This window comes from Sphingomonas eleionomae (assembly GCF_049889035.1).
Classification (GTDB): Bacteria; Pseudomonadota; Alphaproteobacteria; order Sphingomonadales; family Sphingomonadaceae; genus Sphingomonas.
In genome coordinates this window covers 420,294-432,156 of the sequence record NZ_JBLTWP010000002.1, presented here as the reverse complement: position 1 = coordinate 432,156, position 11,863 = coordinate 420,294, and the positions used below count along the sequence as shown (strand labels likewise).

Here is an 11,863-nt window from a genome sequence, read left to right as displayed (position 1 = left end):
AGAAATGGCCCCTGCAGAAAATCGGGCTTCAACGTGCAGCGAGCAGGAGGGACAGGCCGGGTCATACCGCCAGCTAACAGCAGCAGGGGCGGGTAGGAAAGGGGCGGCCGTTATGCCCGGCCGCTGACCGCCCGCGCGCTGGCGGCGTGATGGGCATGGCAGATGGCGACGGCCAGCGCATCGGCCGCGTCCGCGCCCGCAATCTTCACGCCCGGCAGCAGGCGGGCGACCATGGCATGAACCTGCGCCTTTTCGGCATTGCCGACGCCGACCACCGCCTTTTTCACCAGCCGGGCGGCATATTCGCCGACATCAATGCCCGACCGCGCAGCGGCGCACAGGACCACGCCGCGCGCCTGGCCCAGTTTCAGGGTGGATTGCGGGTTGGCGTTGACGAACACCTCCTCCACCGCCGCTGCATCGGGCGCATGGTCCACGATCAGCGCAGCGAGCATGGCGTCCAGATGGGCAAGGCGTCGGGGCAGCGGCGCGCCGGCGTCGGTCTTGAGCTGCCCGTTGGCAAGATGCGACAGGCGATTGCCCTCTGCCCGGATCAGCCCCCAGCCGGTCGTACCAAGGCCGGGATCGAGGCCGAGGATGATCAGCCCAGCTTCTCCATCACCTCGTCAGAGACTTCGTAATTGCCCCAGACGGTCTGGACATCGTCATCGTCGTCGAGCGCGTCGATCAGCTTGAACAGCGTCGCGGCGTCGCCTTCGCTGACGGCTACCATGGTCTGCGGACGCCAGGCCAGCTTTGCCCCTTCATATTCGCCGAGCACGGGTTCAAGCGCCTTGGCCACTTCGTGCAGGCTGTCCTGCGCGGTCCAGATTTCGTGGCCTTCATCGCTGCTGGTCACATCTTCTGCGCCCGCTTCCAGTGCGGCCTCGAACACGGTGTCGGCATCGCCCGCGCTGGCGGGATAGGTGATGAGGCCCATCCGGTCGAACGCATGGCTGACCGAGCCGGCGGTGCCGAGGTTGCCGCCATTTTTCGACACCGCCGTCCGCACATTGGTGGCGGTGCGGTTGCGGTTGTCGGACAGCGCCTCGATGATCAGCGACACGCCGCCGGGGCCGAAGCCTTCGTACCGGATTTCCTCGTAATTCTCGGTATCGCCCTTTGACGCCTTGTCGATCGCGCGCTGGATATTGTCCTTTGGCATGGACTGGGCCTTGGCCGCGTTGACCGCGGCGCGCAGGCGCGGGTTCATGTCGGGATCGGGCAGGCCCATCTTGGCCGCGACAGTGATTTCGCGGGAAAGCTTGGAAAACATGCCCGAACGCTTCTTATCCTGAGCGCCCTTGCGGTGCATGATGTTCTTGAACTTGGAATGGCCTGCCATGGGTTCGTTTCTTGGTCTGTTGAACGGACGGTCCCCTGCCCTAGAAGAAAGAACGGCGGTTCGACAAGGTCGGCACCATCCTTCGACAGGCTCAGGATGAGCGAGCGAGGGGGATCAGCCGAGGATCGCGGGTCGGATCAGGCGAGGGTGACGGCGGTGCCGGAGACGGAGACCATCAGCATCGACCCCTTGTCGCCCACCACCTCGTAATCGATGTCGATACCGACCACGGCGTTGGCGCCCAGCCGCGCTGCCTCTGCCTGCACTTCGGCAAACGCGCCATCGCGGGCTTCGCGGAACACGCGCTCATAGCTGCCCGAACGGCCGCCGACGATGTCCCGGATATTGGCGAACAGATCGCGGAACAGGTTGGCGCCGACGATCACTTCGCCAGCGACGACGCCGTGATATTCCCGGATTTCGCGGCCCTGGATGGTGGGGGTGGTCGAAAGGATCACGGCGTCTCTCCCTGTCGGTAGCGGCGGGCCTTAGACCAGGCCCAGCGCCTGCTTGTATGTTTCGAGCAGCATTTCCGCCTCTTCGCGGTGATGCTTTTCCATCTTCCTCAGCCGGACGATGGAGCGCATCGTCTTGACGTCGAAGCCGGTGGCCTTTGCCTCGCCATACACGTCCTTGATGTCGTCGGCGATGCCCTTCTTTTCCTCTTCCAGCCGCTCGATTCGTTCGATGAGCAGGCGGAGCTGTTCGGCGGAGATGTTGTCGCTCATGGATGATTCCCGGTTGGGGTGAGAGGTTGGCCAGCGCGTTTAGGCAATGACGCCTGCCGCCTCAACCGGGATCGTCGGCGCTGCCCTCAATCCTTGTGGACAACCCCGTCGGCCATCACGAAAGCGACGGTTTCAAGGCGTTTGACGTCAGCCAGCGGATCGCCGTCGACCGCGATCAGATCCGCCTGCTTGCCCGGCGCGATGGTGCCGATCACGGCCGACTGGCCCAGCACTTCGGCGGCGCTGACCGTGGCGGCGCGAATCGCCTGGGCCGGGGTCATCCCCGCCTCGACCATCAGGGCGAATTCCTGTGCATTGTCGCCATGGGGCGACACGCCGGTGTCGGTGCCGAACGCGACCTTGACGCCCGAAGCGATGGCACGGCGATGGCTTTCGATGGCGGCGGCGGCGGCCTCCTCTGCCTTGGGGATCGTCGCGGGGGGCAGCTGGCCGCCGCGCGCCTGCGCCAGCGCGGCACGCGGGGCCATCATGGTGGGGACGAGCCAGGTGCCCTTTGCCTTCATCAGGCGGATCGTTTCGTCATCCAGAAAGGTGCCATGGTCGATCGTGTCCACGCCCGCATCGACAGCGGCGCGCGTTCCTTCGGCCGCATGGCTGTGCGCGGCGACCCGGCGGCCCAGGGCATGGGCGGTGTCGATGATCGCGCGCATCTCCTCCGGCTGCATGGCGCGGCCCAGCCCGCCCGACACGTTGGACAGCACGCCGCCGGTTGCCGCGAACTTGATCACCTGTGCGCCCAGGCCCACCTGTTGCCGGACGGCGCGGCGGCAATCGTCGACGCCGTCGCAGACATTGACCTGCGTATCCTTGATCATGTCGGCGATATCCTCGCGCACGCCGTTCGCGCCATCGCCATGGCCGCCTGTGACGGAGATCATCGTACCGGCATTGACGATCGCCGGGCCGGCAATGTCGCCGCGCGCAATCCCGTCGCGCAGTGCGCGAATGCCGCGCGGATTGCCGCCAAGGTCGCGGACGGTGGTGAACCCTGCCGACAGCGTCTTTTTCGCATTGGCGGCGGCATGGATGAGGTCGTCGGACACATCGCGGTTGATCGCCGTCGCCCGCGTCTGGATGGGATCGCCGCGAAAGCCCCAGAGATGGACGTGCAGGTCGATAAGGCCGGGCAGCACCGTCTTGTCGCGAAGGTCAATGACGCTGCCCCCCGAATCGGGCGCGACATGGCCATCGCGCAGGTCCGCCACCTTGCCATCGCGAACGATGATCGTGGTGGGGCCAAGCGGCGGCTTGCCCGGTTCGGCGATGACCCGCCCGGCATGGATGAAGGTGGCCGGCGCGGGCGCCCCCTGGGCAACAGCGGCGGCGGGCCCCATCAGCAGGGCAGCGGCGATCAGGCGGTTCATGGCAATCCCCTTGTTCCTTGTTGCCGCCAGCCTAACGCGGCCGGCGGGCAAGGAAAGGGATTAGCGCGACGGATCCTGAAGCACAGTCGGATCGCTGGCCGGAAAGGTATCGGCAAGCGCATCGTCCAGTGCGGCCTCTGCCTCCGGTACCGGGTTTTTCAGCATGGACAGGCGCATCCGTTCCAGCTGTTCCGGGGTGGCATCGCCTTGATGCTTTGCCTTCCATTCGGCGGCGGGCATCCCGTAGATGAGGTGCCGGGCAGCGTCCCGGTCCAGCGGCGTATTCGTATTCTCGGACGCCTCCTGAACCCAGTCAGCCAGGCAGTTGCGGCAAAAGCCGGCAAGGCCCATCAGCTCGATATTCTCCGCATCCGTGCGGTGGCGCAGATGGCGGACCAGCCGCCGGAATGCCGCTGCAGCGACCGCATCGTCCAGATCGGCAAGCGTCGTCATTGTCATCCCTCCTGTTGATCCAGATCAAATATGAGTTAGAGCCACGGCAGAACAAGCCAAGGATTGCCCCATTTCATGACCATGGCCATCAGCCCCCGTTCGCGTAAGGTCCGCGTGTTGGCGACCCTGGGCCCGGCAAGCAGCACGCCGGAGATGATCGCCAGACTCTACGCAGCAGGCGCCGATGCGTTCCGCGTCAACATGAGTCACGGCGATCAGGCATCGAAGATTCCGTTGATCGAGGCGATCCGCAGCCTGGAAAAGCAGTTCGGCCGGCCAACCACGATCCTGGCCGATCTGCAGGGCCCGAAACTGCGCGTCGGCAAGTTCACCGACGGGCGCGTCATCCTGGAAACCGGGCAGCGGTTCGTGCTGGACCGGTCGGCAGAGCCGGGCGATTCGACCCGGGTGGAATTGCCCCACCGCGAGATTTTTCAGGCGATCGAGACAGGCGCGCACCTGTTGCTGGATGACGGCAAGCTGAAGCTGCGCGTGCTGGAACATGACGAAACGCGCATCGTCACCGAGGTTCAGGTCGGCGGGCCGCTGTCCAATTCCAAGGGACTGAACGTCCCCGACGTGGTGCTGCCGATGGCGGCGCTGACCGAGAAGGACCGCAGCGATCTCGCCTTTGCCGTCGAACAGGGCGTCGACTGGATCGCGCTCAGCTTTGTCCAGCGGCCGGACGACCTGGCCGAGGCGCGCCGGCTGATCCAGGGGCGCGCCGCGCTGCTGGCCAAGATCGAAAAGCCGAGCGCGGTGGCGCGGCTGGACGAGATTGTCGAACAGTGCGACGGCGTGATGGTGGCCCGCGGCGACCTGGGCGTCGAACTGCCGCCGGAAACCGTGCCGCCGATGCAGAAGCGGATCGTGGAGACCGCCCGGCGCATGGGCCGCCCGGTCATCGTGGCGACGCAGATGCTGGAATCGATGATCACCGCGCCGACGCCGACCCGCGCCGAAGTATCGGACGTCGCCACCGCCGTTTATGACGGGGCGGACGCGATCATGCTGTCGGCGGAGAGCGCCGCCGGTGCCTGGCCCGTCGAATCGGTGGCGATGATGGATGCCATCGCACAGGCCGTGGAGCGCGACCCGGCGCATGGCGACCGCGTGCATTTCACCGTCACCACGCCCGACCCCACCACGGCCGACGCGCTGGCCGAGGCGGCGAAGAACATCGCCCAGACGACCAGTGCAAAGGCGATCATCTGTTTCACCATTTCCGGTTCGACCGCCCGGCGCATGGCGCGCGAGCGGCCGTCCGTCCCGGTCATGGTGCTGACCCCGAAACAGGAGACCGCCCGGCGGCTGGGCTTGTTGTGGGGTGTGCACGCGGTGCAGACCAAGGATGTCGCCAGTTTCGAGGAAATGGTGGCCAAGGCAAAGCGCATGGCGCTGCGCCACGGTATTGCCCAAGCGGGCGACCGCGTCGTCGTGTGCGCGGGCGTGCCGTTCGGAACGCCCGGATCGACCAACCTGGTCCATGTCGTGCGCATCACCGGCGACGAGCTGAAGGGCTATCGCGCCGCCTGACTTCGATTTGAGGCTTTCGGAGTAGAGCGAGGCGGGCTAGCATTACTCGGACAAATAAGTGTTCGGGTAGGAGAGGCCGGTGTCGACGCATTGCTGTAACGGGCCGAACCGGCGCGAGGTTCTGAAATCCGCGGGCGCATGGGGGCTGGCTGGCAATCTGCTGACCGCGGCGTCGGCGGCCCGGACCGCCCAGTCTCCCCCTGCCCCGCCGCCAGCCGCTGTGCTGCAGCCGTTTGACATGGCCGATGTGGCGCTGACCGAGGGGCCGTTCCTGCACGCCCAGCGGATGACGGAAACCTATCTGCTGTCGCTGAACCCGGACCGGATGCTGCACAATTTCCGGGTCAATGCCGGTTTGTCGCCCAGGGCCCCGGTCTATGGCGGGTGGGAATCAGAGGCGACCTGGGCCGATATTCACTGCCATGGCCACACGCTGGGCCATTATCTGTCGGGCTGTGCGCTGGCATTCCGGTCGACACAGGATGCCGGTCGTCGGGCCGAGTATCGGCGGCGGATCGAGCATATCGCTGCCGAACTCGCCGAATGCCAGCAGGCGTCGGACAGCGGGCTGATCACCGCCTTTCCCACCGGCGCGCGCCTGATGACCGCCCATCTGTCCGGCCAGCGGATCAGCGGCGTGCCCTGGTACACGCTGCACAAGATCTTTGCCGGGCTGCGTGATGCGGCGGTTCTGGCCGAAAGTGCCGCATCGCGCTCCGTGCTGATCCGCCTGGCCGACTGGGCCGTGGTCGCCACCCGGCCATTGAGCGATGCCCAGTTCGAGGCCATGCTGGAAACTGAGCATGGCGGCATGAGCGAGGTGCTGGTCGATCTGTACGACATGACCGGCAATGCCGAATATCGCGCGCTTGCCGAACGCTTTGCACACAAGGCAGTGCTGAATCCGCTGGTGCGGCGGCGCGACCATCTGGACGGGTTGCACGCCAACACCCAGATTCCAAAGATCATCGGCTATCAGCGGCTATGGGAAGCGACCGGAACGCCGGATTACCGGGAAGCGTCGCGTTTTTTCTGGCACACGGTAGCGACCACCCGGTCCTTTGCCACCGGCGGACATGGCGACAACGAGCATTTCTTTCCCGCTGCCGATTTCGCCGACCATGTCTTTTCGGCCAAAGGATCGGAAACCTGTTGCCAGCACAATATGCTGCGCCTGACCCGCGCGCTGTTCCTGCACGATCCGCAGCCCGGCTATGCCGACTATTACGAGCGGACGCTGTATAACGGCATCCTGGCATCGCAGGACCCGGAAACCGGCATGAGCACCTATTTCCAGGGTGCGCGTCCCGGATACATGAAGCTGTACCACACGCCCGAAGACAGTTTCTGGTGCTGCACCGGCACGGGCATGGAAAATCACGTCAAATATACCGACTCCATCTATTTTCACGGTGCCGACACGCTGGTCGTCAATCTGTTCGTACCCTCCGCTGTGCAATGGCGCGAAAAGGAAGCGGTGATCACTCAGACAACGCGCTTTCCAGATGAGGCAACGACGACGCTGCGCTGGCAGGCGGCGCGGCCGACCCCTGCAACGCTGAAGCTGCGCCATCCGGGCTGGAGCGCGACCGCCGAAGTGCTGGTCAACGGCGAACCCGTTACGCAATCGTCCCGCCCCGGCAGTTATGTCGAGGTCAAGCGGACCTGGCAGAATGGCGATACGGTCGAGCTACGGCTGGCGATGGCTGTGGGCATCGACCGTGCACCGGCAGCGGCGGACATCGTTGCCTTTACCTATGGCCCGCTGGTTCTGGCCGGGGCGCTGGGGCGCGAGGGACTGGCACCGGGCGCGGACATCGTGGTCAACGAACGACGCTATGGCGATTACAACAACAGTGCATTCGCGGTGCCCCGGCTGGCCGGTTCGCCAGAGAGCGTGGCAGCCACGATCCGGCGCATGGACGGGCCGCTGACATTCGAGACGCGGGCGGCGGATGGATCGGTTGTCCGAATGATCCCGTATCACCGGATCGCGCATGAACGCTACGCGACCTATTGGCGGCTGGAACAGCGCGACGGGTAAGTGACCGGTACTGGCGGATTGCAGTGCCCGAAGACGGCCAGTTCAGGCCGCCTCGACCGGCACGAGCAGGCCGACCTGAACCAGATGCGCGCGAAAGGCCGGGGCGGTGGTGAACAGCACCGAATCAATGCCCATCGCGCTGGAGGCGGCGATGTTCGCCGGGTTGTCGTCCACGAACACCGCCTGCTGCGGCGTCAGGCCGAACCGGTCGAGGGCGAGGCGGTAGATCGCCGGATCGGGCTTTACCAGCCGCTCCTCCCCCGACACCACGATGTCGCGGAACCGGTCGAAAATCTCGGCCTGGGTATCGCGGAACGGCGGGAAAAACTCGGCGGAGAAATTGGTGATCGCGAACAGCGGCACGCCGGCTGCATCCAGTTCGCGCACGATGTCGAGCATCCCGTCGACCGGGCCGGACAGGCTTTCGTTGAAGCGCGGCCCCCAGGCAGTGATCAGATCGGCGTGCTGCGGAAAGCGTTCGGTCAGTTCGACCGCGGTTTCGGAAAAGCTGCGCCCGGCATCATGCTGAAAATGCCATTCTTCGTTCACGACATCGCGCACAAACGCTTCCAGCGCCTGATCATCGTCGATCAGGCGCCGGTAGAGGTTGCGCGGGTGCCAATGGTACAGCACGTTGCCGACATCGAAAATGACGGCAGACGCGTGCGCCATGACCGGCCTTTAGCCCTGGCGGGCCTTGAAGCGGGCCTGGGTCTTGTTGATGACGTAGATGCGGCCGCGACGGCGGATCACGCGGTTGTCCCGGTGGCGATCCTTGAGCGACTTCAGAGAATTGACGATCTTCATGACCGGCTGACCTTGCAATCCAGAATGAACAGGGGTTCCGGATTCGGGCCCGGAAAGAGGCGCTCGCCTAATCGAGGGGGGGCATCAAGTCAAGGGATGGACGGCCAAAGCGGGCCAAAACCGGCGGGGATGGACACTGGCGCGGCCCGAGGCGTTAAGGCATGGTGCCGCCGGGCGCCGCGATGGCCGCCCGCGTATCAAGAGGGAACAGGTTACCCATGCCGCAAAATGCCGTTTCCCGCCCCCTGCTGGCGCTGAGCGCCGCGCTGATGCTGGGCGCGTGTGCCACCACCCCGTCGCTGCCGCCGGCCAGCGCGATCCGATACCATCTGAACACGCCGATCGAGCCGGGCACGGTTGCGGTCGAAGCAATGACCAGCGGCGGCGAGCCGAGCCTTGCCTATCGCGCCTATCTGGACGCGGTGGCGGCGGAACTGGGCGATCTGGGCTTTACCATCCTGCCGGACGGACAGGCAGCCAACAGCCGGTATGTCGTCGCCGTGTCGTTCAGCCGCGTGGCGGCAGGTTCGGTGCGCAGCCAGTCGCCGGTGTCGATCGGCCTGGGCGGCGTTTCGGGCGGCATGGGCGGCGCGGTCGGCGGCGGCGTCAATCTGGGCCTGGGCGGCCGGACGCGGCAGATTTCGGCAACGCAGCTGAGCGTTCAGATCCGCCAGCGGTCGGACAGCACCACCATCTGGGAAGGCCGGGCCGAGGGCGAGACGGTGAACGGCACCCCGGCGGGCGAACCGGCGGCGGTCGCACAGCGGCTGGCCGATGGTCTGTTCGCGGGCTTCCCCGGCGAATCAGGCATCACGACGACGATCCGATGAGCATTTGCATCAACGCCGCGTTCGACAGCGGCAATATCGACCTGACCATGATCGAGGGCGACCGGGTGGACCTGACCATCCGGGCGGATCATCTGTCGGAATTCTATCAATGGTTTCATTTCCGCGTGGCGGGGGCAAAGGGGCGGACGCTGACGTTCCGCATCCTGAACGCGGGCAGCGCGGCCTATGCCTTTGGCTGGCCCGGCTATCGCACCCGGGTCAGCACCGACCGGGCGCACTGGCGGCTGGCACCGACGGACTATGCCGATGGCGTCCTGTCCTTTACCCACAGCTTTGACAGCGACGTCGCCTGGTTCGCCTATTTCGCGCCCTATTCGATGGAACGGCATCAGGACCTGATCGCGCGTATGGCGGCGATGCCGGGCGTTCAACACCGCGAACTGGGCACCACGCTGGACGGACAGGCGATCGATTGCCTGACGCTGGGCACCGGGCCGAAACAGGTATGGCTCTATGCCCGCCAGCATCCGGGCGAGAGCATGGCGGAATGGTGGATGGAAGGCGCGCTGGAAAAGCTGACCGATCCGTCCGACGTGCAGGCACGCGCCCTGCGCGACAAGGCGACGTTCCATATCGTGCCGAACATGAACCCCGATGGTTCGCGTCGGGGGCATTTGAGAACCAATGCGGCGGGCGTCAACCTGAACCGCGAATGGCACGCGCCCACGCCGGATCGCAGCCCGGAAGTGCTGTGCGTACGGAATGCGATGGACGAAACCGGCGTCGATTTTGCGATGGACGTACATGGCGACGAGGCGATTCCGGCCAATTTCCTGGCGGGGTTCGAGGGGATTCCGAGCTGGACCGACGCGCAGGGCGAGAAATACTATGCCTATGGCCGCGCACTGGCCGCCAACACGCCGCTGTTCCAGACCGAGCGGGGATATGAAAAGGCAAAGCCCGGCCGGGCCAACCTGTCCATGTCGACCAACCAGCTGGCCGAGCGGTTCGGCGCCGTCGCGATGACGCTGGAAATGCCGTTCAAGGACCATGACCCGTCGCCGGACCCCGAGTTCGGCTGGTCGCCCGATCGCTGCAAGGCGCTGGCCCATGCGTGCCTGGACACGCTGGCAGGGTTCGTCGACGGCCTCTAGCGGGATCAGCAACGGTCGGGGCGAGGCATGGGATTGATACGACGCGGACTTTGGCTGATCGCCGTTGCAACACCCTGTGCAGCGATGGCGCAAACGGGAACCGCCGCACCTGCCGACCCCGTGCTGGTCCCTGCGCCGCCGCTGATCCCGGTGGATGCCTATGCCATGCTGGCCGATGAGCCGGACGATGGCCTGTTGCGCGGGGCCATTCCCCTGGGCCCGGATCGGCTGGGGCTTAAGGGGACGGACGTGCCGCCCGGTGTGCTGACCGAAAAGCGGGCGGTGGACGTGACCGCCATGGTCAGCGTCGGCGCAGATGGCACGGTAACGGCGTGCGAGGAAACCGAGGTGCCACTGCCCGCGCTGCGCGGCATCGTCTGCCGGGCGGTGATGACACGGGCAAGGTTCGTGCCCGCGCTGGATCGCGGTGGCGGACGGGTGGCGGACAGGGTGCCGATCCGGGGCGTGTTCCTGGGCGCAAACATCCCGACCGTGCCTGCCCCGCCCGCGCCGCGGGACGGCGATAACAGCGACCCCCTGATCCGGGCGCACGCGCAGACGCTGGAGTTGCTGTCCGAACCGGATTGGGCGCGGTTCCACCCGGGCGTGGCCGGCGAGGCAGCGGTACGGATGACCGCCTTTCGCATTCAGCCCGACGGCAGCGGATCCTTTTATTGTACCCCGCTGCGGCCGGCGCAGGATCAGCCGTCATGGAAGGCGGCGTGTGCGGCCATGAAGACAGCGCGATATCGCACCCGGCCGGAACTGGGCAGCAACGAGCTAACCATGCTGGTCCGATGGCTGGGCAACTGGGCAGCGACGCTGGAACTGGCACCGGCAGGAAAGATGGGCAAGCCATTGCGCTGGGCGGACCCGGCAAGGCAGCGCGTGCCCGAGATCGTCATCCCACCCGATGCCCGTCCGCAGGCCAGCATGACATTCGCGGTCGGCGGCCGAACCCCGCAATGCCGGATCATCGCCACCACCGGCAGCGATGCGGGTGACCAGGCCGCCTGTCGTCATCTTGAATCGCTGTCCTTCCAATCGCCGGTCGATGTGTTCGGCCGCTCGTTCATGGTCGAGCAGAGGGTCCCGATCCGGGCGTTGTCGCCCGCCGCGGCGCCTGCGATCCCATGAGCATCGTCCTTCGCGAGGGCGGGCTGGACGATGCGGCGGTCGTCGCGCTGTTGCGGGTTCACGCAGAGGGGATGCTGACCGCGTCCCCGCCCGGCAGTTGCCATTTCCTGGACCTGTCCGGCCTGAAACAGCCGGATGTGCGGTTCTTTTCCGCCTGGGCCGGCGACCGGCTGGCGGGGATCGGCGCGCTGAAGCGGCTGGATGCCGGGCATGGCGAGCTGAAGTCGATGCGGGTGGCCGAGGCGTTTCTGGGCCAGGGAGTGGGCCGGGCGATGCTGGAACACCTGATCGCGACGGCGCAGGCGATGGGCATGACGCAGCTGAGCCTGGAGACGGGCAGCACCGCGCCCTTTGCCCCTGCCTTGGCGATGTATGCGGCCCATGGGTTCGAACCGTGCGGCGCATTCGGCGATTATCGGGATGGCGACCCGTTCAGCCGCTTTCTCACCCGCGCGATCTAGGCTAGCGGCACGGCGGAACCCA

General features: G+C 66.0%; 14 protein-coding genes. 6 read left to right on the top strand and 8 right to left on the bottom strand.

Annotated elements, in window-relative coordinates; genetic code table 11:
- Positions 1-110: 110 nt before the first annotated feature.
- From ruvC to ACNI3Q_RS06240, 6 genes are all read right to left on the bottom strand, one after another.
- The gene (ruvC, locus tag ACNI3Q_RS06265) at positions 111-605 is read right to left on the bottom strand and encodes a crossover junction endodeoxyribonuclease RuvC (protein ID WP_426275635.1); all 495 of its coding nucleotides are present in this window, start codon (positions 603-605) and stop codon (positions 111-113) included.
- A complete protein-coding gene (locus ACNI3Q_RS06260) occupies positions 602-1,345 on the bottom strand; it encodes a YebC/PmpR family DNA-binding transcriptional regulator (protein ID WP_260020893.1) in 744 nt (247 codons plus the stop codon). Before ACNI3Q_RS06260 ends, ruvC begins: the two co-directional genes overlap by 4 nt.
- 137 nt (positions 1,346-1,482) lie before the next feature.
- Positions 1,483-1,803, bottom strand: coding sequence for a heavy metal-binding domain-containing protein (locus tag ACNI3Q_RS06255; protein WP_260020892.1), 321 nt, complete (start codon positions 1,801-1,803; stop codon positions 1,483-1,485).
- A gap of 30 nt (positions 1,804-1,833) precedes the next feature.
- On the bottom strand, positions 1,834-2,073 hold the full coding sequence (locus ACNI3Q_RS06250) for a DUF2312 domain-containing protein (RefSeq protein ID WP_260020890.1): 240 nt from the start codon (positions 2,071-2,073) through the stop codon (positions 1,834-1,836).
- A gap of 86 nt (positions 2,074-2,159) precedes the next feature.
- Positions 2,160-3,458 carry a metal-dependent hydrolase family protein gene (locus tag ACNI3Q_RS06245; protein ID WP_426274942.1) on the bottom strand — a complete coding sequence of 433 codons (1,299 nt, stop codon included), beginning with the start codon at positions 3,456-3,458 and terminating at the stop codon, positions 2,160-2,162.
- Between the two features lie 60 nt (positions 3,459-3,518).
- Positions 3,519-3,911 (bottom strand): DUF1244 domain-containing protein, encoded by a 393-nt coding sequence (locus ACNI3Q_RS06240; RefSeq protein WP_426274940.1) that lies wholly within the window; start codon positions 3,909-3,911, stop codon positions 3,519-3,521.
- A gap of 75 nt (positions 3,912-3,986) precedes the next feature.
- On the opposite strand from ACNI3Q_RS06240, the gene pyk reads away from it, so the two are divergent.
- Together pyk and ACNI3Q_RS06230 are read left to right on the top strand one after the other, a co-directional pair.
- On the top strand, positions 3,987-5,447 hold the full coding sequence (gene pyk / locus ACNI3Q_RS06235; RefSeq protein ID WP_426274938.1) for a pyruvate kinase: 1,461 nt from the start codon (positions 3,987-3,989) through the stop codon (positions 5,445-5,447).
- A 238-nt stretch (positions 5,448-5,685) separates the two neighbouring features.
- On the top strand, positions 5,686-7,491 hold the full coding sequence (locus ACNI3Q_RS06230) for a glycoside hydrolase family 127 protein (RefSeq protein WP_426275633.1): 1,806 nt from the start codon (positions 5,686-5,688) through the stop codon (positions 7,489-7,491).
- Between the two features lie 42 nt (positions 7,492-7,533).
- Here ACNI3Q_RS06230 and ACNI3Q_RS06225 read toward each other — a convergent pair whose 3' ends face one another.
- Together ACNI3Q_RS06225 and ykgO are read right to left on the bottom strand one after the other, a co-directional pair.
- A complete protein-coding gene (locus ACNI3Q_RS06225) occupies positions 7,534-8,163 on the bottom strand; it encodes an HAD family hydrolase (RefSeq protein ID WP_426274936.1) in 630 nt (209 codons plus the stop codon).
- 9 nt (positions 8,164-8,172) lie between these two features.
- A complete protein-coding gene (ykgO, locus tag ACNI3Q_RS06220; RefSeq protein WP_260020881.1) occupies positions 8,173-8,298 on the bottom strand; it encodes a type B 50S ribosomal protein L36 in 126 nt (41 codons plus the stop codon).
- A gap of 218 nt (positions 8,299-8,516) precedes the next feature.
- On the opposite strand from ykgO, the gene ACNI3Q_RS06215 reads away from it, so the two are divergent.
- Genes ACNI3Q_RS06215 through ACNI3Q_RS06200 form a run of 4 tightly spaced genes read left to right on the top strand, consistent with a single transcriptional unit; the run spans position 8,517 to position 11,841 of the window.
- Entirely contained in the window at positions 8,517-9,128 is a 612-nt protein-coding gene (locus ACNI3Q_RS06215) for a DUF4136 domain-containing protein (protein ID WP_426274933.1), read from the top strand.
- A complete protein-coding gene (locus tag ACNI3Q_RS06210; RefSeq protein WP_426274931.1) occupies positions 9,125-10,243 on the top strand; it encodes a M14 family metallopeptidase in 1,119 nt (372 codons plus the stop codon). The genes ACNI3Q_RS06215 and ACNI3Q_RS06210 overlap by 4 nt, the downstream gene beginning before the upstream one ends.
- A gap of 27 nt (positions 10,244-10,270) precedes the next feature.
- Positions 10,271-11,380, top strand: coding sequence for a hypothetical protein (locus ACNI3Q_RS06205; protein WP_426274929.1), 1,110 nt, complete (start codon positions 10,271-10,273; stop codon positions 11,378-11,380).
- Positions 11,377-11,841 (top strand): GNAT family N-acetyltransferase, encoded by a 465-nt coding sequence (locus ACNI3Q_RS06200; protein ID WP_426274927.1) that lies wholly within the window; start codon positions 11,377-11,379, stop codon positions 11,839-11,841. The genes ACNI3Q_RS06205 and ACNI3Q_RS06200 overlap by 4 nt, the downstream gene beginning before the upstream one ends.
- Positions 11,842-11,863 lie beyond the last annotated feature (22 nt).